Raw genomic sequence first — 22,566 nt, 5'->3', positions numbered from 1 at the left:
TGAATTTTCGCGATTTTTTTCCCTGATAACGCCTTTTTAGCTCAAAAATTATACAGTTTTTCCTGTGAACAGAATTTGAAGTTTGCCATAATGCGCGCGCCAGCCTGCCTGGTCGCGGATTTGCTCGCGGGAGCATGTCGCGAGAATGGGCGGCACCCCCTACTATTTATTTCAGTGATACAACTTTCATGGGTAATAAGCGAATGGCACAGCAAAACGAGACGGTGCAGGCGTTCTCCAACCTTTCAGCAGCTCAACTGGTCGAGCAGGCGCTGCAGCGCGGCGAAGGCCATCTCACCCACACTGGTGCACTGCTGGCTGTGACCGGCGCCCGCACTGGCCGCTCTCCGGCAGACCGTTTTGTGGTTGAAGAGCCTTCCACTTCCGACAGCATCGAGTGGGGCAGTGTGAACCGCGCATTCCCCGCCGAGAAGTTTGACGCCCTGTGGGCGCGCGTCGAAGACTTCGTTGCCAGTCACGACAGCTTCGTTCAACAGCTGCACGTTGGCCAGGACGAAGACCACTATATCCCCGTGAAAGTCACCACCCAGACCGCCTGGCACAACCTGTTCGGTCGCAACATGTTTATTCGCGCGGAAAAGTACAACCCCAAGGGCAAGGAGGAGTGGCGCATTCTGCACGCGGCCAACTTCGAGTGTGACCCGTCCCGCGACGGCACCAATTCCGAGGGCTGCGTGATCATCAACTTTGCCCAGCGCAAAGTGCTGCTGGCTGGCATGCGCTACGCCGGTGAAATGAAGAAGGCCATGTTCTCTGTACAGAACTTCCTGCTGCCGGAAAAAGACGTGATGCCGATGCACTGCGCGGCCAACGTGGGCGAAGACGGCGATGTGTGCCTGTTCTTCGGCCTGTCCGGCACCGGCAAGACCACCCTGTCCGCGGACCCGGAGCGCTACCTGATCGGCGACGACGAGCACGGCTGGGCCAAGGGCGGCGTGTTCAATATGGAAGGTGGCTGCTATGCCAAGACCATCAACCTGAGCCAGAAGAACGAACCGGTAATCTGGGACGCAATCCGCTTCGGCGCCATTGTTGAAAACGTGGTGACCGACGACGCAGGTGTACCGGACTACGACGACACCAGCCTGACCGAAAACGGCCGCTGCTCCTACCCGCTGGAGCACGTGGAAATGCGCCAGTTGGAAAACCGCGCCGGCGAACCGAAGAACGTGATCTTCCTGACCTGTGACGTTACCGGTGTACTTCCCCCGGTATCCGTACTGTCCAAGGAAGCGGCGGCTTACCACTTCCTGTCCGGTTACACCGCACGTGTGGGCTCCACCGAGCTGGGCGCAGAGGCGGGCATTCACCCCACCTTCTCTACCTGCTTCGGCGCACCGTTCATGCCGCGCGCACCGCGTGAATACGCCGACCTGCTGATGAAGCGAATCGAGGACTTCGGCTCCAAGGTGTACCTGGTAAACACCGGCTGGACCGGCGGCTCTGGCGAGAAGGGCAAGCGCTTCCCGATTCCGGTAACCCGTGCGGTGGTTGCAGCCATCCAGAGCGGCGCCCTGGAAAATGCCGAGACCGTTCACCTGGAGACCATGAACCTTGAGATTCCGGTGGAAGTACCGGGTGTGGACAAGTCCTACCTGAATCCGCGCGACGCATGGGCCGACTCCAGCGCCTACGACGCCGCCGCCAGCAAGCTGGCCGCGCTTTTTGCGGACAACATCGAGAAGTTCGCCGTCAGCGACGAGATCAAGGCAGCGGGCCCCAAAGCGTGATGCACTAACTCCCCAGGTGGTGGCAACACCGCAACCGAAAGGCGATCTCCGGATCGCCTTTTTTGTGCCCGTCGCTCGCGTCACAGCTGGCTATAGTCTTAAGAGAGCCCTTGATTCAGGGGGAGTAAACGGACGTTAAGCCACACACCAGTTCAGTCACCCAACTAAGGCAATCAGGTTGTAGGCATGCCATTGGGCAACCCTTTCAACAGAGTAAAACGGCGCTACGAACACCTACCACCAAACCAGCAAACCAACTGGTGGGTCGTCGTGGGCGTCGCTCTGTTGCTGCTATTGCTACTTCTCCTGCTGTGGATCTACCTCTACTTCAAAGCCCTGGAAAAACCCTACGACGAGCTGAAAGGCTACCGGGTGGCCACCCATGCCAGCCTCAATCAGTTCCTGCGCGATCGCAGCAACCGCCAGGAGTTCGCACAGCTGGCGAGCTATCTGGATCAGGCGGGTGTGGCGGATGCCATCGAGCCGGAAACGCTATTGCGCCAGGGATCTGACTGGCTGGACATCAACGAGCCGCCCTTTGCGATCCCGCCAAAGGACTACTGGCCAAATATGGTCGCCACCCTGAAACTCATCCGCGACGAGCTGGTGCCCAGTATCGGCCCGGTGGATGTGGTGTCCGCCTTTCGCACCGACCGCTACAACCGCAAAGCCGGCGGTTCAAAAAAGAGTAAACACAAGACTTTCTGCGGACTGGACCTGGTACCGCGTTCGAATATCAGCCGCAGGGAGCTGATCGAAGAGCTGCGTAACCTGCAGGCGCGCCTGGGGCCAGAGAGCCATATGGGCCTGGGAATATACAGCGGGGTGCGCTTTCACGTGGATACCTGCGGGTTTCGCCGCTGGTAACTGTTTAAGATGTTTGAGTAGTCAGCAGTATGGATATCAAGGAAAGCGAAGACCACGAGTTTATCGACATCCACATCGAGCGGCGGCGGGTTATTTGGATCGTCGCCCTGGTTCTGATCGCCTCTCTGGTATTGCTGGTGCTCACCGTCGAGAAAGTGCGCGAGCTGGCCGAGCGTATCGTCAGCCCGGTGGAATATATCGAACCGGTACCGGAACCGGAAATACTCGATCCCGATGTCCCTCTCATATACAAAATCAAGGGCTACACCGCAGCCAGCGCCATCGCCTTCGAAAAATTTCTGGACGAAGGCGACCACCGCGCGCACTTCGACAAACTGGAACACTTCCTGAAAATCAATGATGTGGCCGATGTGGTACCGTCGTATGAACTGATGCGCCAGGGTACCGACTGGCAGAAAATAGGCGAGCCGCCGTTTGCCATTCCCCCGGAAGAAAACTGGGAGACCATGGTAGACACTCTCAAAGTACTGCGGGATTACATTATTCCCGCGATTGGCCCGGTACACGTACTGTCCGGTTGGCGAACTTCAGAGTACAACGCCAAGGCCGGTGGCGCGCGCACCAGTAAACACATGCATTTCTGTGGTCTGGATATGATTCCGGAAGACGAATACACGCGCAAACAGCTACTGCCCAAACTGCGCCGCATCCACAGGAAACACGGGCGCAAGTGGAACATGGGTCTCGGTATCTACAGCGGTATCCGCTTTCACGTCGATACCTGTGGTTATCGTCGTTGGTAAACCACGCATCACTCTGTTTTCATACGCTGTTCTGATAAGCTGTTTTCGCCGCTCCAACTGGCCGCATTGGCGGCCAGCGTTAGCGCGCTGATGCCAACCGATAACAACAATCAAGGACGCCCGGGTGCAGGAAAGACTGGAAAGACGCTCGTTTATTTTTACGCTGTTGCTGGTAACCGTCGCCTTCGGCTTCCTGTTGAAGCCCTTTTTCACGGCCATCTTCTGGGCCTGTGCGGTGGCGCTGATCTTTCACCCCCTGTACCGCTACCTGCACCATCGGTTCCCCTCTTGGCCCAACCTGACCGCGCTGGCCACACTACTGCTGTGTATAGTGGTGGTTGTGATTCCGGTGCTGGCAGTGGCGAGCTCATTCATCAGCGAGGTCGCTAACCTTTACCAGAAGGTGCAATCGGGTGAAATCAATCTCGGCGCCAAGGTAGAGCAGGTACGTTCGGCCTTCCCGGGAATTAACGCGACGCTCGAACGTGCAGGGCTGGACTTCGACGGCCTCAAGGAGCGCCTGCTCGGCGGACTGATGACCGCGGGCAGCCTGATCGCCAAGAATGCGCTGGCGCTCGGTCAGAATACTCTCAACTTTTTTGTCAGCCTCGGCCTGATGCTGTACCTCACTTTCTTCCTGATTCGCGATGGGAACTCACTGGTTGCCCTGCTGATCCGAGCGCTGCCGCTGGGCGATGAGCGGGAGAAACTGCTGCTGGCGAAATTTGCCGAAGTCACTCGTGCCACCATCAAGGGCAACCTGGTGGTCGCGGTTACACAGGGTACTCTGGGTGGACTTATCTTCTGGGCGCTGGGGCTGCCCGCGCCGCTGCTTTGGGGTGTTGTGATGACAGTGTTGTCGCTACTGCCGGCAGTGGGCGCGGCTATTATCTGGTTTCCCGCGGCGCTTTATCTCTACGCCACCGGCGATATGGTCAAAGCGACCGTGCTGATGATCTATGGTGTGACAGTGATCAGCCTGGTGGACAATATTCTGCGTCCGATTCTGGTTGGCCGCGACACCAAACTGCCTGACTACATTGTGCTGTTTTCCACAGTAGGGGGCCTACTGATGTTCGGCATCAGCGGTTTTGCTATTGGCCCGCTACTGGCCGCGCTGTTTATGGCCTTCTGGGAAATTTTCATGCGAGAATTTATTGCTGGAAACGAGCCGCTCATTCCACCCGACGAACAGTCACCACTGGAGCTACCCGACAAGTCGGGCCCTGCGAACTCCCCAGACGCCTGACCCCAGGGACCACTCTATCGAGTGCCTACCCCCTCTACCCCCTTGGGCACTCAAACGTTCTTCGGGCCCGCCAGCTGCGGCGGGCCACGGTTAGTCTCCGACTTCAGCCGCGAACCTATCTTGCCACCACCTACACTCATCCAAACTCCCTCAACCTTCGTAACGTGTAACTGGTCGTTCGCATCCATCCGTGAACTAACTTCACTGCTAGAGTCTTCACAACATGTACAGACAACTGCTTTCCCTGCTTCTTATCGCCATTCTGAATACCGCATGCAGCGGACCCGGCATTGAGCGCCACGCAGATCGAACGCCGAAATTTATTGCAGAAGATTTTTTCTCAGGCCCGATGATGGCTTACGGTGTGGTCAAAGACCGTGGGGGCAAGGTAACCCGCAAGTTCGTCGCCGAACTGAACGGAAGCTGGGAAAACGGACAGGGCTTACTGCGGGAGAAGTTTGAATTCGACGACGGAGAGATCCAGTACCGCAACTGGCAGCTTACACCGACCTCACCTTCCGCTTCCGGTCCAAGACAATACGCCGCCACTGCGGGAGACGTTGTTGGCACATCCACCATGTCGGTCGTAGGGGATGCGGTATTCATGCAGTACGTACTACAAATTCCATTTCGCGGCCGCACACTGAATATCAATGTGGATGATCAAATGGTTCTGGTGACGCCCCATGTTCTAATCGCCGAATCCGATCTCAGCAAATGGGGATTCAATGTCGGGGAAATCCAGCTCACCATCATCAAGCAATCCGATTAACGACCTGGTCGGCTACTTGTTTTTTTCTGCCTCCTGCAGAATAAGCGCCATTTCTGCCATCGGGGTCTGGTCTACGATGATGACACCTTCCGTTGCCCGGTCGAGATCGGCAATCAACAGGATGACGGTAGCGAAGGTAAGCGCAAGGGTCACCGCCAATTGTTTGGAGCCGGCACGGCTAACCCCAAACTGGAACCCTATTGTGAGCATCGCCAGCGCAGTCAGGAAATATAGCGTCAACCATATTGGCCCCGGGATTCGGTACTCGAGCCCGATCACAATTCTCGAATTGTGAGAGTTGATGATATCGGTGATCGGCTCCACGAAATGCCGCAAATAGGCCCCCTGATAACTCGTTGCCACGTGCTCTTCAACCATGGACCAGAGCTTGTCCTGGATGATCACGCTCTCGGCGAGTCCCTCCGGCGTGATTTCATCCTTGCGCGGATTGAAGTAGCGCAGCTCTGCATATTCAATCAGTAACTTCTGCGCCTCGCGTGCCGCACCGGGCTCAAGGAAACCCGCATGCAGGTAAGCGGTATGAATTGCGTTGACTTCATCCAGCAATAGCGCTTTTCGCTGGTTGTACCGGTCCGCGGTCATATTGAAAGTAAAGGCCAGCAAAAAAGCCAACAGCCCCAGGGTAGCCGTTACCGCACTGCCAATGGATGGCTCTTTTTCCGGGGCATGCGTGCGTATATAGCGGTTTCCAAACCACAGGCCCGCTGCCAGCGAGCCGACCACAAAAAAAACCGTAAAAATGTAAATGGCCGCCAGCGGAACGGAATGAAAGAAATCGTCGGCAAACATTGCAAGCTCCAAGACCTATGACTAAGTCTGGACCAGATTGCGAGTTCCTCAACAGGCGTCTGCTCAAGGGGCTTTAGTTAATGAGCTGGCGCGACTTGTTTGCCAATGGCTGGCGGCTCAGGCGTTTTCTCAGGCCTTTTTAACGAATTCCGATTTCAGCTTCATCGGCCCGATGCCATCAATTTTGCAGTCGATATCGTGGTCTCCGTCGACCAGGCGTATATTTTTCACCTTGGTACCAACTTTCACCACCAGCGACGAGCCTTTTACCTTGAGATCTTTGATAACGGTTACGGTGTCGCCATCCGCCAGCGGGTTGCCGTTAGCGTCGTTAATTTTCAGCGTATCCTCGGATTCGACAGCGTCGCCGCCCGACCATTCGTGACCGCACTCAGGGCACACGAACATATCGCGATCCTCGTAGGTATAGCTGGATTGGCACTGGGGGCAATTCGGCAGGTCACTCATGAGGGTATTTGTTCCACAACTTGTAAGTTTGTCTGACAGTAAAGCAGAGTTTTAATCCGCACTGTCAGGCTGAGTGCGCACTATACCCGCCGCAGACGAAAACGGGCACCCGCAGGTGCCCGTTCGATCAACTGAATTCAACAAAGGCCTGTCAGTCATCACCACCATTCATACCCAGCTCTTTCAGCTTGCGGGTCAAGGTGTTGCGACCCCAGCCGAGCAGCTCCGCTGCATCGCGCTTGCGACCAGCGGTGTGCTTGAGGGCGATCTCAATCAGCGCGCGCTCAAAAGCCGGAACCGCTTCACTGAGGATCTCTCGCTGGCCTGTGGCCAGAGCCTGGTCTGCCCACAGGCGGAGGGCTTTCTGCCAGTCCTGCGGCGCTTCGCTTGTGGCACCCTGATGGTGAAGTTCCGGTGGCAAGTCGTCGACCAGCACTTCGCGGCCGGAGGCCATAACGGTAATCCAGCGGCAGGTATTTTCCAGTTGGCGCACATTGCCGGGCCAGTCGAGGCCAGAGAGGTATTCCTCGGTTTCCTTGAGCAGAATCTTGGGCTCCACCCCCAGATCCTTGGCAGCACTGTTGAAGAAGTGGCGCACCAGCCGGGGAATGTCCTCGCGGCGATCGGCGAGGCGGGGAATGTGAATGCGGATAACGTTGAGGCGGTGGAACAGGTCTTCGCGGAATTTGTGTTCTTCCACCAAGCGTTCCAGATCCTGGTGAGTAGCGGCAATGATACGCACATCGACTTTTACCGGGGTGTGGCCGCCCACCCGATAAAACTCCCCGTCTGCCAATACCCTCAGCAGACGGGTCTGCGTCTCTGCGGGCATATCCCCGATTTCATCCAGAAATAAGGTACCGCCATTGGCCTGCTCGAAACGTCCGGCGCGCTGCGCACTGGCACCGGTGAACGCACCTTTTTCATGGCCAAACAGCTCGGATTCCATCAGGTCTTTTGGAATCGCCGCCATATTGAGCGCGATAAACGGTTGGTTCTTGCGCGGACTGTGGTTGTGCAGTGCTGCTGCCACCAGCTCTTTACCGGTGCCGGATTCACCGTTGATCAGCACGGTAATGTTGGAGTGGGACAGGCGGCCAATCGCGCGGAACACCTCCTGCATCGCCGGCGCCTCGCCGATGATTTCCTTGTTACCGGTGCCGTTTTCAATGATTACCGGCTCTTCCAGCTGCTGCTCGTTGGCATGGGCCAGCGCGCGGCGGGTAACGGCAACGGCCTCATCCACATCAAAAGGTTTTGGCAGGTATTCGAAGGCGCCCCCCTGATAGGCAGCCACCGCACTGTCGAGGTCCGAGTGCGCAGTCATGATGATAATCGGCAGGGACGGACGCTCAGCCTGGAAGCGCTGCAGCAGCTTGAAACCATCGGATCCGGGCATGCGGATATCGCTGATCACTACATCCGGAGATTCACTGTAAAAATCGTCCAGGGCGCGATCGCCGTTTTCGTAGCAGGTGGTGTCTATCCCGGCACGGGAAAGCGCGCGCTCCAGCACCCAGCGGATGGAGCGGTCGTCATCAATGATCCATACGCGATTGTTCATAGTCAGTTTCCGGCTCTGTGATTACGTTCTAATAATTCTGTTTTTCTGCCGCTCGTCAGTCGCTGGCCAGCGGGAGATATATTTGAAACTCTGTCTGCCCCGGCTGGCTTTCGCATTTGATGAGCCCCCGGTGCTGATTGATGATGTGCTGGGAAATGGAGAGCCCCAGCCCAGAGCCCTCGGCGCGCCCAGATATCATCGGGTAAAAAATTCGCTCGCGGATGTCTTCCGGTATACCGGGGCCGTTATCCACAATATCGATTCGACACACCAGTGCGCAGTGTCTGCGACCGATAGTGAATTGCCGCTGCACCCGAGTGCGGATGGTCAAACTGCCCTCCGCCAGACCCACATTTTCAGCAATGGCCTGCATGGCATTGCGCGCAATATTCAGCACCGCCTGAATCAGCTGTTCACTATCGGCAGGAATATCCGGGATCGACGGGTCATAGTCCCGCTTGATCTCCAGGGCGCCGTCGCACTCGGCCTCGACCAGCTGCGCGACCCGCTCGGTGATCGAGTGCACGTTGACCGGTAGCAACTTCACTGGCTGGCGCGGCCCCAGCATGCGGTCCACCAGATTGCGCAGGCGATCCGCTTCTTCAATGATGATCTGGGTGTACTCCGCCAGATCCTCTCCTTCCGGCTGCGTCAGGTCTTTCAATTCCCTTTGCAGCAACTGTGCCGCTCCGCGAATTCCACCTAGTGGATTTTTCACCTCGTGCGCCATGCCCCGCACCAGATTGCGGGTGGTCTCCTGGGCGGAGATCAATGCATCCTCACGGGCGATGCGCAACAGACGGTCCATGGACTGGACTTCGAGCAGCAGTAAACCCAGTTCGGTGAGCGGCGTCACCGAGTAGTCCACGGTGCACTCTTCAAGGTTGTGCAACAGCCACAGGGCGCGGCGCACGGTGTACTTTTCGCCGCTAGCCAGGGCTGAACGCAGGGCCTGCTCGGCAGAGCGGGATTCGCGCACCACTTCTTCCAGCGGCAGACCGATTGAACGGGTACTGGATGCCGCCACCAGATCTTCCGCTGCGGAGTTCAGGTAGCAGAGGGACAGATGTTCATCGAGCACCAAAACGGCCGAGGTAAGGTTGTCCAAAAGCAGGCGTAACTGGCGATCATTGAGCATTCAGGGGATCCGATTTCGTTCATTTCTTCGGGTCGCCTAATGGCAGTGCAAGAAGCAAACCAAAATGGCGCAAAAAACAGGACACGGGCGCGAAGGAACAGATTTCAGGGGCGCAGGCAAACGTCACACGATGATACTGCACCAAAACTGTGCATAGGGCAAAAAATAATCAGACCTGCAGTTCAGAAGAGGGCGTAATCAGGAAAGGATCAGAAGGGCGAAGGGAAGAAACAGAGAGAGCGAACAGGCCATGAGGGGTGACGCCTGGCAAACCCAGCGCCACCACAATGTCGACTTCTCAATATGGTATCAGCGCGGCTGTGGCCGGGGCGGCTTGGCGACACCCGGTGCCTGTGGCAATTTGGGCATCTGCGGCGCCTGCTCCGCAGGGAAATCCGGGACCTGACCGCCGGGACGCTTTACATGCACCTGAATGGTCTGGGATTGCGCCAGTGGCCGCCCTCCCGCCCCGAGTAAAACTGCCTGAATAGTGTGGGTACCCCGCTCCAGTGCAGAGATATCGAGGCTGGTACTGGAGGAAGTACCAGACCAGCGCTGGCCATCAATGACCGCAAAGAACTCGAAGCCATCCTCGGGAACGGGATTCAGCGCCACCTGCAGCACAATAAAGCGCTGGCCGGGGGGAATGGTGGCATCGTTTGCGGGGCTCACAATGGCAAAATTCACCGGCCCCTGGTCGTATTGGTCGCCACTCCGCTTTTTACCGCTATCCGGGGACAGCTTGCGGGTGCGTAGTGGTGGCTTCGGCCCAATCGGCTGTACGTTAATTGGGCCTATTTCCACCTTTTCCGCTTTCTCACCGGCGGGCGGGCTGTCGCTGAATGTCACGCGACCATCCGGGCCGACGATCTTGTAGACACTGCCGGACGAGCTATGCGACTTCTTGTCGTCGGTATCCGCGCCCTGCTGTGCCATAAGTGGCGCGGCCAACACCAGCGCCAATAGTGCAATCCACCTGTTCATGGGCTTTCCTGCCTCTCGCGTTCTTTCTGAGGTTGCATAGAAAAGGCTAGTGTACTCCTGTCGACACCACCGGCATAAAAAAAGCCCACATCCAGAGGATGCGGGCTTTCTCGTCATCTTTGCGCCGTTCTCACCCACTCTCTATGAAAAGAGCTGGGCGGCGGCACTCCGATGATACTCCGTTTTAAACGGAAGCGCCTGCGGCGTCTTTATACTGAATAGTACAGCTCGAACTCAACCGGGTGAGTGGTCATGTTCACACGCTGAACTTCTTCGCGCTTCAAGTCGATGAAGGCGTCGATGGCGTCGTCAGTGAATACACCACCTTCGGTCAGGAATGCGCGGTCCTGATCCAGGCAATCCAGAGCCTGTTCCAGGCTGGAAGCAACGGTCGGGTACTCGGCCAGCTCTTCCGCCGGCAGGTCGTACAGGTCCTTGTCGGCCGCGTCGCCAGGGTGGATCTTGTTCTTCACGCCGTCGAGGCCAGCCATCAGCAGAGCTGCGAAGGCCAGGTACGGGTTAGCGGTCGGATCCGGGAAGCGGGTCTCGATACGCTTGCCTTTCGGGCTCGGCACGAACGGAATGCGGATGGACGCAGAGCGGTTACGCGCAGAGTAGGCCAGGATAACCGGCGCTTCGAAGCCAGGAACCAGACGCTTGTAAGAGTTGGTGGAAGAGTTACAGATCGCGTTCAGGGCGCGCGCGTGCTTGATGATACCGCCAATGTAGAACAGGGCAGTTTCAGACAGACCCGCGTAAGCGTCGCCAGCAAACTGGTTAACACCGTCCTTGCTGAAGGACTGGTGTACGTGCATACCGGAACCGTTGTCACCTACCAGCGGCTTGGGCATGAAGGTGGCGGTTTTGCCGTAAGCGTGCGCTACGTTGTGTACCGCGTACTTCAGGATCTGAACTTCGTCCGCTTTCTTGGTCAGGGTGTTGGCGCCTACGCCGATTTCACACTGGCCAGCAGTACCCACTTCGTGGTGGTGCACTTCGATTTCCAGGCCCATGGCTTCCATGGCAGAACACATGGCAGCGCGGATATCGTGCAGGGAGTCGACCGGCGGAACCGGGAAGTAGCCGCCCTTGACGCCCGGGCGGTGACCCATGTTGCCTTCGGCGAAGCTGGCACCGGAGGACCAGGCCGCTTCTTCAGAGTTGATCTTGTAGAAGGCGCCGCCCATTTCGGCACCCCAGGTGATGTCGTCGAATACGAAGAACTCGGGCTCCGGACCGAACAGTGCGGTGTCGCCGTAACCGGTGGACTTCAGGTATTCCTCAGCGCGCAGTGCGATGGAACGCGGGTCGCGCTCGTAGCCCTGGCCAGTGATCGGGTCAACGATGTTACAGCGAATGATTACGGTCGCTTCGTCGGTGAAGGGGTCCAGGAAAGAGGTTTCGTCGTCCGGCATCAGGATCATGTCGGATTCGTTAATGCCTTTCCAACCGGCGATTGAAGAGCCGTCAAACATCTTGCCTTCTTCGAAGAACTCACCGTCAACTTCCTTGGACGGAAGAGAAACGTGTTGTTCCTTACCTTTGGTATCGGTGAAGCGCAGGTCTACCCATTTGGCTTCGCTCTCTTTGATCAGTCCTAGCGTTTTCGCTGACATTTCAGTCCTCCAAGAATGAAAAGTTATGTATTGCGCCAATTCGCTTTATCTTGTGGCAACAGACGAAGCAAGGAGTGTGCCAAATTGGGGCAAACTGGCTGCAGGCAGTATTTGGGATGCTGAATCCGGCCGCAAGCCCCGGTTTCCGGTCACTTGCTACTGGGGCACCTCCACGATAGTCACAACTTTGGTGCCCCAAAAGGCTGTATTGCACCAATTTAGGGCTGAGCGGTCATGCTGGGCACCAAAATGGTGCCGCAAGCAAAATGCTGATACCGAGTTTATAATTCGCCACCTTTTCCGGGAAGCTGTCTGGCTCCGTCCAGACATCGCTCTAGCCAGATATTTCCCGGCCTCAAATTCAACCGCGGTTCCGGCACAAACACATGCACTTCGTCGTCAAATTTTTCCCAGAAATCACCATCAAGAGCAACCCAGTGCGCAAGCGCATGTCGCGACAGCTGGCAGACAACCTGCGCAAGCTGATGCGACAACTGGACGACCGCATCAAGGTACAGAAAGACTGGGAAAAGATCGACGTTACCGCACCCGATGCAGTATCCCATCTTTCCGAGCGCATTGAAGAGGTACTGGCGCACACTCCCGGTATTGCCAACTTTGCGCGTGTCCAGCAGTTCCCCCTGGGGGACCTGGACGACATGTACCAGAAAACCCTGTCGGTCTGGGGCGACAGGCTTGAGGGCAAGACTTTCTGCGTGCGCGTAAAGCGCACCGGCAAGCACGACTTCCAGTCACTGGACGTGGAGCAGTATGTAGGCGGCGGCCTGAACACCAATACCAAAGCCGCCGGCGTGAAGCTCAAGAACCCGGATATCACCGTTAAGCTGGAAGTCCGCCACGACAAACTGAACGTGATCGAACAATTGCACCAGGGCCTCGGCGGCTTCCCGCTGGGCACCCAGGACCCAGTACTGTCGCTGGTATCCGGCGGTTTCGACTCCACCGTATCCAGCTATCTGACCATGAAGCGCGGTATTCGCACCCACTTCCTGTTCTTTAACCTGGGCGGCCGCCAGCACGAGCTTGGGGTCAAGGAAGTCGCCTTCTACCTGTGGGAAAAATATGGCGCTTCCCACCGGGTCAAATTTATTACCGTACCCTTCGACGAGGTGGTGGCGGAAATTCTGGAGCAGGTCGACGACTCCTATATGGGCGTGACTCTGAAACGCATGATGCTACGTGCCGCCTCCGCGGTGGCCAAAGAGCTGGAAGTGGACGCCGTGGTAACCGGCGAGGCCATCGCCCAGGTCTCCAGCCAGACTCTGAAAAACCTGGCGGTGATCGACAGCGTCACCGACACTCTGGTACTGCGCCCGCTGATCACCTCCGACAAAACCGACATCATCCGCACCGCACGGGAGATCGGCACCGAAGAGTTTGCCGCGAACATGCCAGAGTACTGTGGTGTGATTTCGGTAAAACCCACTACCCGCGCGAAAATGGAAAAAGTCGTACACGAGGAAACCCGTTTCGACTTCACCGTCCTCGACCGCGCCATCGGCAATCGGGTGATGCAGAATATCGACGAGGTGATGACGGACCTGGGCGAAGATGCGCCGCCGGTGGACATCGTGGCCGAACCCGGCAGCGCCACCATCATCGATATCCGCCACCCCACCGAGGAAGAAGTAAATCCATTAGAGCTGGACGGGGTCGAAGTGGAAACCATTCCGTTCTACCGTCTCAGCACCGCGTTCCAGAAGCTGGAGAAAGAAAAGCACTACCTGCTGTACTGCGAGCGCGGCGTGATGAGCCAGCTGCATGCGTCGCATCTGCTGGATGAGGGGTATCGGAATGTAGGTGTGTTCCGGCCAGAAATTAAAAAGTAATTTTCGCTGGAAGCTTTTTAGTAAAAAGCCAGTTAGTAAAGCCAGTTGCGGCGGCCATTCCTGACCGCTGCAACCCAACTCTCAGAAATAACCTTAACCAGTATTACGCATTCCCGCTGCAATACCGGCAATGGTCACCATCAACGCACTTTCCAGTACCGGGTCTTCTTCGCGCGTGCGCAGGCGCGCCATCAATTCCGCCTGCAACAGGTGCAGCGGGTCGGTGTAGGGGTCGCGAACGCGGATGGACCAGCGCATTACCGGATTGTTATCCAGCAGACTTTCACGGCCAGTGAGTTCGCTCAATGCGGCAACGGTACGCGCGAGGCGGCTACGAAGCTCCACACCAAGACGCTGCTGCTCGGGATCGTCACTCAGGCGCTCTTCATACCACAGCGCAACACGGGTATCTGACTTGGCCAGCACCATCTCCAGCATGTCCACCACCGTCTGGAAAAACGGCCACTGGTCGCTCATTTCACGCAGGGTCTCCGGCGCTTTTTCCAGGCCGGTTTCCAGCGCCGCGCCAGTGCCGAGCCAGGCGGGCAGCATCAGGCGCATCTGGGTCCAGGCAAATACCCAGGGGATCGCACGCAGGGTTTCCACACCGCCGCCGGGTTTGCGCCGCGCCGGGCGGCTGCCAAGCGCGAGTCGACTCAGCTCGGTTTCCGGCGTTACGGTGCGCAGGTAGGAAACCAGTGCCGGATCGTCCTGAACCACTTCGCGATAGGCGCCCACAGAAGCCTGGGTCAGGCGGTCCATTTCCGCGCGCCACTCCGGACGTGGTTCCGCCGGTGGCAACAGGGTGGCCTCCAGAGTTGCGGCAACATACTGCTCCAGGTTGTAAGCGGCCACCGACGGGCGCCCGTATTTCACGCGGATCATTTCACCCTGCTCGGTAACCCGGATACGGCCAGCCACGGACCCGGGCGGCTGCGACAGCAGCGCCATGCGCGTGGGCGAGCCGCCGCGGGAAATGGAGCCTCCGCGGCCGTGGAACAGGGTGAGCGGGATACCGCGCTCCTGGAAGATTCCGGTCAGCGCCTCCTGCGCGCGGAACTGCGCCCAGGCAGCGCCGAGGAAGCCAGCGTCCTTGGCGGAGTCGGAATAACCGATCATCACTTCCTGGCCGGACTTGACCCGCTCCCGATAAAACGGAATTTCCAGCAAGGCGCTCATGGTGTCGCAGGCATTGTTGAGATCGTCGAGAGTCTCGAACAATGGCACCACGCGCATGGGCGCTTTTACGCCGGCAATTTTCTGCAGCAGCATCACGGCGAGCACATCGGAAGAGGTTCTCGCCATGGAGATCACATAGGCACCCAGACCTTCCGGGCCCTGCTCCGCAATCACCTTACAGGTGTCGAGTACCTCGCGAACTTCGTCGGTACAGAATTCACTGTCAAAGAACGCGCCGTTCACCAGCGGGCGACGATTTTCCAGCTCGCTCAATAGGAACTTCTGCTTCACTTTTTCACCCCAGCTGGCGTAGCTGCCGAGATCGAGGAAGCGGGTGATGGCATCAATCGCATTGGCGTGGCGAGTGGATTCCTGGCGGATATCCAGGCGCAGCAGGGTGATACCGAAGCAATTCAGCCGGCGCAGGGTATCTTTCAGCTGGCCGTCGGCAATGGCACCGAGGCCAACCTCTCGCAGGGAGCGATCGATAAGGCACAGCTCTTCGTACAGCTCGCTGCCGCTGGAATAGATCTCACCCTCTGGCTCTGCCTCACCGTTTACGCGCGCTTCCATCAACTCCCGGGTATTGCGCAAGCGATCGCGCACTTCGCGCAGCAGCACCCGATAGGGCTCCGCGCTGGCGCCAGTGCGCGCCAGCAGTTCTCCGCAGGCACGGTGCATGGACAGGTCGGCAAGGAGGTTTTCCACATCGCGCAGATACAGGTCGGCGGCCATCCAGCGCGCCAGAGTCAGCACCTGCCGGGTCACTTTTGCCGTGACATTGGGGTTACCGTCGCGATCGCCACCCATCCAGGAGGCAAAGCGGATCGGCACCCAGTCGGACGGCAGCGGGTCGAGGCCGGCGAGCTCCAGCTCCTTTTCGATATCCCGCATACCCCGGGGCACTGCCTGCCACAGGGACTGCTCGATGGTGGCAAAGCCCCATTTAGCTTCATCCACGGGGGTGGGGCGCTCGCGGCGGATTTCGTCGGTGCTCCAGGCGGAGAGGATCTGCTCACGCAGCAGGCGGCGCAGGTGGTCGGTTTCTTCCGGTGTACAGTCCGGGCGATCCAGCCCCGCAAGCAGGTCGGCAATCCGGTCGTACTTTCGGATCAGGGTGCGGCGGGTCACCTCGGTGGGGTGCGCGGTCAACACCAGCTCTACGGAAAGGTCGGAGAGCACCTGCCGAATCTTTTGCTGATCCACATCGGCATTTTTCAGTTCGGTGAGAACCTGACGCAAGCCGCGGTCGGTATCAGGATCCCCGGGGAAACGCTCGTGCTGGCGGCGCAGGCGCTCGCGGTGGCGCTGCTCGGCCAGGTTGGCCAGGTTCAGGAACTGGCTGAAGGCCCGGGCGACTTCCAGCAGGGTTTCGTCGTCAAGCGGGTCGAGCAATTCCCGTAGTTTTCCTACAGGCATTTCACCGTGGCTGCGACTCTCCACAGCCACCTGACGGATGGTCTCCACGGTCTCGTACAGCGCATCGCCGGCCTGGGTGCGCAACACGGTTCCCAGCTCTTCACCCAGCAGGCGAACATCTTCCCTCAACGGCGCATTCTGGTCTTGATCCACGAAACTCCTCCCCCTTGTCGGAACAAATTTGCCAGCTATTTTTACATATTTTGCTGGCGATTAAGATGCTTCAGCGGCCAATCTTGTAATTTAACTACAAGAATCGAACAGAAAGCGGTCAACTCAACGCCCCAGGGGACCAGGAAAGCACCAAACAGTCACAACTGACAATTGACTGACGAAACAAAACCGCCATAATGCGCAGCCTCAGCGGCAAGCTCCGCTGTGTGCCCAGGTGGCGGAATTGGTAGACGCGCTAGCTTCAGGTGCTAGTGACCTAACGGTCGTGGAAGTTCAAGTCTTCTCCTGGGCACCATCTCTTCTCTCTGTATTTCTTTTTCCCAACTTCTTTCTCTTTTTCCCGATCGTGTTATCGCGAGCAAGCACTGTGCCCAGCATTTGCAGCCAATCCGCGTGCGCGCACAAAAAAGCCCGAGCGCTTGCCCGGGCTAAAATGGGGATCCGGCAGCCGCGGCTGCCGTTATATCTCGACCAAGAGAATTTCTGTTTTTATCGATCGGAGCCGGAATCTGCTTCGCAGCTTCCTTCCTCTGTATCTTCTTCCGCGCCTTCTTCGCACTCTTCAGGCTCGAAGTAAAACGCATAGCGCCATTCTAGGTCCGGCCACGACTGGTCTGAGGGTACAAACTGCCAGTTGTTGATGGAAGCCATGATCGGGCCGGCATAGGCCATGACTTCATCGCTGGACTTGGCCTTCACGGCGACGTCGGAGACACTGCCGTCTTTCTCCACAGTAAAAGAGAAATACAGCGCTCCTTCGATCTTGTCTTCAAACGCCTGCTCCGCCTGTTCGTCCTCCGAGTAATCGGGACGCTCGTAATACCAGAAAGATAATCCTTTATCTTTGAATTCCTGCTGCATCCCGCGGCGGTAGGCATTGTTCAGCGCATTCTCGCACTCGCTGTGACTGTCATAGGCGGAGCAATCCGGGCGCTGCCAATCCAGGCTGAATGGCTGGCTGGCAGCGACAAGGGAAGCGGCGGCAATCAACGACTTAACCACGCTTTACCCCCTCGTAGTACTTGTACTCCAGGCCAATAGCACCTTCAGGAACACAATCCTGACGCGGCGGGTCGGTAGGCTTGCGATCACCGATATGACGGTCCATAAAGTCGATCATGCGGCAGTAGATTTCCAGCTGACTGTCCGTCTCGCGCGCACCGTGAGCGGCGCGTGGCGCAACCAGGGTTTCCAGCGCATGATTTTTCTCTGCCAGCGCATCACGCATGGCCACATAGTGGTCCCAGTGTACGCGTACGTCGCGCTTGCCCTGTACCAGGAACACCGGCGCTTCGATGCGATCCACATGGGTCAACGGCGACTGCGCCGCGCGCTTCTCTTCAGTCGCACCAGCGGCTTCCAGCAGGTATTCACGGCCGCCCTTACGCATCTGAACATCACCGGAGTGCATAAAGATATTCAGGTCGTAGACGCCCACGTAACCGATGCTGCACTGATACAGATCCGGCTCCTTTGCCACCCCCATCAGTGAGGCGTAACCGCCGTAGGAAGCCCCGTAAATGCAGATGCGGTCCCGATCAGCAATACCAGACTGGATCGCCCAGTAGGTTGCATCGGTCAGGTCGTCCTGCATTTCCAGGCCCCAATGGCCGTACCAGTCATACTCGAAGTCGCGACCGTAACCGCCGGAGCCGCGGTAGTTGACGTGCATCACTGCGTAGCCGGCGTTGGCGAACAGAATACTTTCGCGATCGAAGCGCCAGTAGTCACGCGGGCCGTGCGGGCCGCCGTGGGGCAGGATGATCAATGGCAGCTTCTTGGGATCCTTACCCACCGGGAGGGTCAGGAAGCCGTTGATCTCCATACCGTCACGGGCGTTGAAGCGCACGGGGTGGGTCGCAGGAATGTTCGCGGGATCGATCCATTCGAAGGGGTCAGCAATAAATTTCAGACTGCCATCGAACTGGTTGTACAGGTAGTACTTGCCCGGATCGCGGTCACCGCGCACGCTGACCACCCACTCATTGTTGTCAGCGGTGCGGTTGACGATGCTGACATACTGACTGGGGAAGGTGCCCTGCAACTTCTTGTGGGTCTGGGCGTAGTGGTTTTTCTCGTCGATGTACACCACTGTCGGGTAATCGTAGTTGACCACTGCGCCCCAGGGATTACCGTCGTCATCCCGTGCGATCGCATCGTAATCCACCTTTGGGTGGCGGTAGACGAGTGTGCGCTCACCGGTTTCGACATTGACCCTGTAGAGCCCCTTGGTTGGCGCCTCGATGGTGTCGGTGTACCACATTTCCTCGTCGGAGCCACGCACCCATCCTTCTGGCAGATACAACCCCTTGGACTCGTCGTAGACGTTCTCGTCCCAGCCACCACTCGCATTACGGGTGGCTACCACGCGGTTCTTGTAGCTGGAAGGCTGGTAGCCCACCCAGTGCGTGATCTCTTTATCTTTGTTAAAGATTGGGGTCGCGGAACGAATCGGCGAGCGGGCGATACGCAGGCTCTTGCCGGTATAGATGTTCAGCTTGTAAATGTACAAGTAGGGAAACTTAAGACCGGTCCCGGACGGATACACCGCCACGCGGAAGTGGTTCTTGTCGATTTTGCCCTGCAGCATGGCACCCTCGCCACCGCCGTAGTCATCGGAGCCGCGCCAAAGGATATCCTTGCGGCTACCATCGACATTCATGCCGGCGATAGCGGCTACACCGTCGCCTTCGGAAGTGGCGGACTTGAAGGTGAAGTGGAACAATACCCGCTCGTTGTTGGCCCATCGAAAGCCGGTCACACCGATATTGCCGTCGATCGCCAGTACCGACTTCACTTTCATGGTGCGGCGGTCAATGATTACACCGTCGGTCAGACCGTCCTCGCGGCGCATGCCCGCGGCAAAGTGACGACCGTCCGGGGAGATACGGATATTGGTATAAGTGGGCGGACGGAACAGGTCTTCCAGTGCCACCTCGGATTCCATCGACAGCTCCGCGCCGTCTTCAGCCTGAGACTGCTTGGCCGCGGCAGCTTGCTGCTCTGCCAGTGCCGGAGCGATCCCCGGGATAGCAATTGCTCCCGCCAACAGGCTGGCGATCAGAGCTTGTTTCATTTTCATTTTTCTCTCCTGTGGCCGGCGCCCTGACGGGCGCCGACCGGCACATCAACAGGACATCAGTTACTCAGGAAGTAGCTGAAAGACAGGTTTACACTGCGGCCCAGCGCACTCTGCAGGTGGCTCCAGTAGTAGGGCCAGCGCTGACTGGTCTCATCGCGGTTCGGCATGGCATTGGTCAGGTTATTGATACCCATGCCCACGGTCAGACGGTCATCCACTTTGTAGTGACCGGTCAGGTTGGCGGTGTAGTAGGGTTCCAACTGCTTGGTGCCGATGAAGTTGTCGACACGCCCCTGGCGCTGGATCAACAGGCCCGCACCCACGGATTTGAACGCACTCAGCGGGTTGCTCCAGCTTACGTTGAAGCTACTGCGAGTCGCTGGCAGCGACTGGCCGGGCAGGCCGGTACGCAGGTCAATGGGCTCGTCGCCGGAAAAACGCAGCCAGTCGTGGGACAGGGTATTGACGTAGTTCATACCCACTGCGAAGTTGCCGTAGCGGACGGACTCAAAGCGGGCAGACGCACGGATATCCAGCCCTTCGACCTCACGGTATTCCTGGTTTTGTGGTTCGATGGTGATTTGCTGGACAAAGCCACTGGCATCGCGGTCGACACGGTCATAAATGTCCTGACAGAAGCGGCTGCCGCTGGGCAGCGCGCCCGTAGAACACTGCCACTCGCTGTTCATCACGTCGAACGCTGACTCGGTTACCACCAGGTCATCAAGGCGCACCTTGTACCAGTCTGCTGACACCGCAACGTCATTGGTGGGGGTAAATACCAGGCCGAAACCGATGTCTTCACCCTTCTCCTCTTTGAGGTCCTCTTTGCCGCGACGAGTGGCCAGTACTTGATAGGCCGGGCAGGAACCGGTGAACGCTTCGCCGTCGAAGCAGTTACCCGCAACCAGATCCTGGACAAACAGGTAACCAGTGGACTCACCATAGATGTTGAACATATCTGGGGCGCGGAACGTCTGCCCCCAGTGACCACGCAACATCACCAGATCGCTTGGACGGTAGACGAACTTCGCCGTGGAAGTGCTGCGGCCACCGATCGCACTGGAGTCGTCGTAACGGTCCATGCGTGTGGCCAGGGTGATTTCCAGGTTTTCTAGCACCGGCACCAGGAATTCAGCACCAACCGCTGTACGGCTGCGGCTGCCGCCGGCCTCTAGAGCACCAACACCCATCCAACCCGCACCTTCAAGGTTTAGGGAACGCTCATCGGGGTCAATACCCGTAGACTGCCTGGACCAGTCTGCAATCACCGCCATAGTGATCGGGTTGTAAAGCTTGCCGCCGAAATCAGTCAGGTCACCCACCACCTTCGCGCTAAAGCTATCTGCGGAAGACATACCAAATGTGGTGGACTGGCCAACCAGGCTGTCACGGTCGGCGGACGCGTCGCGGAAAATGTTATTAACGAGATCGTTTTCGTAGAAGCTTTCACTCACCTGATAAATATTGGTCGCCAGCTCCTGTGGTGCACCAGCTCCCTGCAGAATCCAGTCTGCTACGACTTCCTCACGCAGGGCGTCAATGCGCTGCTCGATGTTGTAGCGGGCCTTGGAGTAGCCAATATCCCAGTTCCAGATACTGTCACCCAGGGCCAGATCGCCCTGTATACCCGCCATCAGGGTCCACATCTCCTGGTCGTAGGTGGAGTCACTGAAACCCAGATCCTGGGAGAAAGAGCGCTGTACCGTCACAGCCTTGGTGAAGTCACTGTTGTAGACCTGACCCTGCCATACACCAATCGGCGCCCGGCTCGCCACCTGCTGCTTGGATGCCAACACAGTAGCAAACGCACTGATGTTGTCCGTAATCTGGTAGCGTCCATCGACAAACATCGAGGAACGCTCCTGCTCACCGGCCATAGCAATGCCGGCGCTGCCATCGAAGTTACACACGGTGGAGCCGTTAGCATTGGCGCTCTGCGCCGTGATCATGCCATTTGCAGCACAGTCGTAGCCGTCCGGGGAAACATATCCAGACTCTGCGCTATTCAGCGCACTCTGCTGGAGCACATTGATACCGGAAGTGACGAAAGGCACTTCGTCCAGGAACTCAACTTCATCAGCAAAAACCGGGTTGGTGGAAAACGTCTCCATACTGAAAGTGACGGAACCACGGTCAAACGCCTTGCCGGTAATAAATGAAGTCTGCTGGCCAAAACCGTAACCGTCTTCGAATACTCCTACGGTGCTGGTAACTGCGGTGCGCTCCATGTCACGCACGGTAATGATGTTGATCACACCGCCAACCGCGTCGGAGCCATAAATAGCCGATGCGCTGCCACTGAGTACCTCTACCCGTGAGACTGCAGACGTGGGAATAGTGCCGAGATCGGCACCATTCTGCTCGCCACCAAAGGGCATCGGATAGTCGGCGATGCGGCGACCATTGACCAGTACCAAGGTACGGCCCGCGCCAAGTCCGCGCAGGTTGGCCTCGGTAGCGCCGACGGTAAAGCCACTGAGGAGATTGGAGCCGCCCTCACGGTAGCCGGTGTTTTCAGCGAGCGAGTCAATCACGTCTGCCACTGTCAGCAGACCTTTCTCTCGCATTTCCTCGGCATCGATAACCGTCATGGGGTCAGCGCCATCAAAGCCGGTGCGGGGAATCAGGGATCCGGTCACCATAATGGTTTCAACAGGTTCTGACGGCTTTACTACCAGGCTATCGTCGCCCGCCTGAACTTCAGCCGTCGAGCGCTTTTCTTTTTGCTCTTCTTTGCTTTCAGCACTCGGCTCTGCAGAGCCCTGCTGAGCCTGTAGCGGCATGCTGGCGGCAAGGCCGAGCACTACCGCAACGCAAAGTGCGAGTTGATTTTTTTCAAACATTTTCAATTCCTGTGGACCTGGGTCCATGCGAAA

General features: G+C 57.7%; 16 protein-coding genes and 1 tRNA gene. 7 read left to right on the top strand and 10 right to left on the bottom strand.

All coding sequences use genetic code 11. The annotated features are described in order from the left end of the window. The first annotated feature begins 203 nt into the window (after positions 1-203). The 5 genes from LC059_RS09055 to LC059_RS09035 all read left to right on the top strand — a co-directional run bounded on the left by LC059_RS09055 (position 204) and on the right by LC059_RS09035 (position 5,403). On the top strand, positions 204-1,751 hold the full coding sequence (locus LC059_RS09055) for a phosphoenolpyruvate carboxykinase (RefSeq protein ID WP_226703526.1): 1,548 nt from the start codon (positions 204-206) through the stop codon (positions 1,749-1,751). Positions 1,752-1,937: 186 nt separating this feature from the next. Further along, positions 1,938-2,618 carry a D-Ala-D-Ala carboxypeptidase family metallohydrolase gene (locus LC059_RS09050; RefSeq protein ID WP_226703525.1) on the top strand — a complete coding sequence of 227 codons (681 nt, stop codon included), beginning with the start codon at positions 1,938-1,940 and terminating at the stop codon, positions 2,616-2,618. A 29-nt stretch (positions 2,619-2,647) separates the two neighbouring features. Beyond that, positions 2,648-3,382, top strand: a complete 735-nt coding sequence (locus LC059_RS09045) for a D-Ala-D-Ala carboxypeptidase family metallohydrolase (protein ID WP_226703524.1) — start codon at positions 2,648-2,650, stop codon at positions 3,380-3,382. 124 nt (positions 3,383-3,506) lie between these two features. Continuing rightward, positions 3,507-4,631: an AI-2E family transporter gene (locus tag LC059_RS09040; RefSeq protein ID WP_226703523.1), complete on the top strand. Its 1,125-nt coding sequence runs from the start codon at positions 3,507-3,509 to the stop codon at positions 4,629-4,631. 223 nt (positions 4,632-4,854) lie between these two features. Further along, positions 4,855-5,403: a DUF3833 family protein gene (locus tag LC059_RS09035; RefSeq protein ID WP_226703522.1), complete on the top strand. Its 549-nt coding sequence runs from the start codon at positions 4,855-4,857 to the stop codon at positions 5,401-5,403. Between the two features lie 12 nt (positions 5,404-5,415). On the opposite strand, the gene LC059_RS09030 is transcribed toward LC059_RS09035, so the two are convergent. From LC059_RS09030 to glnA, 6 genes are all read right to left on the bottom strand, one after another. Continuing rightward, entirely contained in the window at positions 5,416-6,213 is a 798-nt protein-coding gene (locus LC059_RS09030) for a hypothetical protein (RefSeq protein WP_226703521.1), read from the bottom strand. A 129-nt stretch (positions 6,214-6,342) separates the two neighbouring features. Continuing rightward, on the bottom strand, positions 6,343-6,681 hold the full coding sequence (locus LC059_RS09025) for a zinc ribbon domain-containing protein YjdM (RefSeq protein ID WP_226703520.1): 339 nt from the start codon (positions 6,679-6,681) through the stop codon (positions 6,343-6,345). 151 nt (positions 6,682-6,832) lie between these two features. Continuing rightward, on the bottom strand, positions 6,833-8,251 hold the full coding sequence (glnG, locus tag LC059_RS09020; RefSeq protein ID WP_226704110.1) for a nitrogen regulation protein NR(I): 1,419 nt from the start codon (positions 8,249-8,251) through the stop codon (positions 6,833-6,835). Between the two features lie 49 nt (positions 8,252-8,300). Further along, positions 8,301-9,383 carry a nitrogen regulation protein NR(II) gene (glnL, locus tag LC059_RS09015; RefSeq protein WP_226703519.1) on the bottom strand — a complete coding sequence of 361 codons (1,083 nt, stop codon included), beginning with the start codon at positions 9,381-9,383 and terminating at the stop codon, positions 8,301-8,303. A 309-nt stretch (positions 9,384-9,692) separates the two neighbouring features. After that, the gene (locus LC059_RS09010; protein ID WP_226703518.1) at positions 9,693-10,367 is read right to left on the bottom strand and encodes a DUF4124 domain-containing protein; all 675 of its coding nucleotides are present in this window, start codon (positions 10,365-10,367) and stop codon (positions 9,693-9,695) included. A 209-nt stretch (positions 10,368-10,576) separates the two neighbouring features. Beyond that, positions 10,577-11,983, bottom strand: coding sequence for a glutamate--ammonia ligase (gene glnA, locus LC059_RS09005; protein ID WP_226703517.1), 1,407 nt, complete (start codon positions 11,981-11,983; stop codon positions 10,577-10,579). A 386-nt stretch (positions 11,984-12,369) separates the two neighbouring features. Between glnA and thiI the strand changes: the two genes are divergently transcribed. Continuing rightward, complete coding sequence (thiI, locus tag LC059_RS09000; RefSeq protein ID WP_226703516.1) at positions 12,370-13,833, top strand: tRNA uracil 4-sulfurtransferase ThiI; 1,464 nt, start codon at positions 12,370-12,372, stop codon at positions 13,831-13,833. 93 nt (positions 13,834-13,926) lie between these two features. On the opposite strand, the gene ppc is transcribed toward thiI, so the two are convergent. Continuing rightward, the gene (gene ppc, locus LC059_RS08995) at positions 13,927-16,584 is read right to left on the bottom strand and encodes a phosphoenolpyruvate carboxylase (RefSeq protein ID WP_226703515.1); all 2,658 of its coding nucleotides are present in this window, start codon (positions 16,582-16,584) and stop codon (positions 13,927-13,929) included. A 229-nt stretch (positions 16,585-16,813) separates the two neighbouring features. Here ppc and LC059_RS08990 point away from each other — a divergent pair. Further along, positions 16,814-16,900: transfer RNA gene (locus LC059_RS08990), tRNA-Leu, on the top strand. A gap of 194 nt (positions 16,901-17,094) precedes the next feature. On the opposite strand, the gene LC059_RS08985 is transcribed toward LC059_RS08990, so the two are convergent. From LC059_RS08985 to LC059_RS08975, 3 genes are read right to left on the bottom strand one after another with little or no spacing between them, the layout of a single operon-like run. Beyond that, the gene (locus LC059_RS08985; protein WP_226703514.1) at positions 17,095-17,607 is read right to left on the bottom strand and encodes an energy transducer TonB; all 513 of its coding nucleotides are present in this window, start codon (positions 17,605-17,607) and stop codon (positions 17,095-17,097) included. Further along, positions 17,600-19,687, bottom strand: coding sequence for an alpha/beta hydrolase family protein (locus LC059_RS08980; protein ID WP_226703513.1), 2,088 nt, complete (start codon positions 19,685-19,687; stop codon positions 17,600-17,602). Before LC059_RS08980 ends, LC059_RS08985 begins: the two co-directional genes overlap by 8 nt. 56 nt (positions 19,688-19,743) lie before the next feature. Further along, positions 19,744-22,533: a TonB-dependent receptor domain-containing protein gene (locus tag LC059_RS08975; RefSeq protein ID WP_226703512.1), complete on the bottom strand. Its 2,790-nt coding sequence runs from the start codon at positions 22,531-22,533 to the stop codon at positions 19,744-19,746. Between the last annotated feature and the right edge of the window lie 33 nt (positions 22,534-22,566).

The sequence above is a fragment of the Microbulbifer elongatus genome (assembly GCF_020524885.1).
In the GTDB taxonomy this organism is placed as follows: Bacteria; Pseudomonadota; Gammaproteobacteria; order Pseudomonadales; family Cellvibrionaceae; genus Microbulbifer; species Microbulbifer elongatus_A.
This window is presented reverse-complemented; position numbering and strand designations above follow the sequence as displayed.

Bases quoted from the DNA above. Each gene is read 5' to 3' on its own strand.
- LC059_RS09055 (WP_226703526.1), top strand. From the start codon at position 204: ATGGCACAGCAAAACGAGACGGTGCAGGCGTTCTCCAACCTTTCAGCA.
- LC059_RS09050 (WP_226703525.1), top strand. From the start codon at position 1,938: ATGCCATTGGGCAACCCTTTCAACAGAGTAAAACGGCGCTACGAACAC.
- LC059_RS09045 (WP_226703524.1), top strand. From the start codon at position 2,648: ATGGATATCAAGGAAAGCGAAGACCACGAGTTTATCGACATCCACATC.
- LC059_RS09035 (WP_226703522.1), top strand. From the start codon at position 4,855: ATGTACAGACAACTGCTTTCCCTGCTTCTTATCGCCATTCTGAATACC.
- LC059_RS09030 (WP_226703521.1), bottom strand. From the start codon at position 6,213: ATGTTTGCCGACGATTTCTTTCATTCCGTTCCGCTGGCGGCCATTTAC.
- LC059_RS09025 (WP_226703520.1), bottom strand. From the start codon at position 6,681: ATGAGTGACCTGCCGAATTGCCCCCAGTGCCAATCCAGCTATACCTAC.
- glnL (WP_226703519.1), bottom strand. From the start codon at position 9,383: ATGCTCAATGATCGCCAGTTACGCCTGCTTTTGGACAACCTTACCTCG.
- LC059_RS09010 (WP_226703518.1), bottom strand. From the start codon at position 10,367: ATGAACAGGTGGATTGCACTATTGGCGCTGGTGTTGGCCGCGCCACTT.
- glnA (WP_226703517.1), bottom strand. From the start codon at position 11,983: ATGTCAGCGAAAACGCTAGGACTGATCAAAGAGAGCGAAGCCAAATGG.
- thiI (WP_226703516.1), top strand. From the start codon at position 12,370: ATGCACTTCGTCGTCAAATTTTTCCCAGAAATCACCATCAAGAGCAAC.
- LC059_RS08980 (WP_226703513.1), bottom strand. From the start codon at position 19,687: ATGAAAATGAAACAAGCTCTGATCGCCAGCCTGTTGGCGGGAGCAATT.
- LC059_RS08975 (WP_226703512.1), bottom strand. From the start codon at position 22,533: ATGTTTGAAAAAAATCAACTCGCACTTTGCGTTGCGGTAGTGCTCGGC.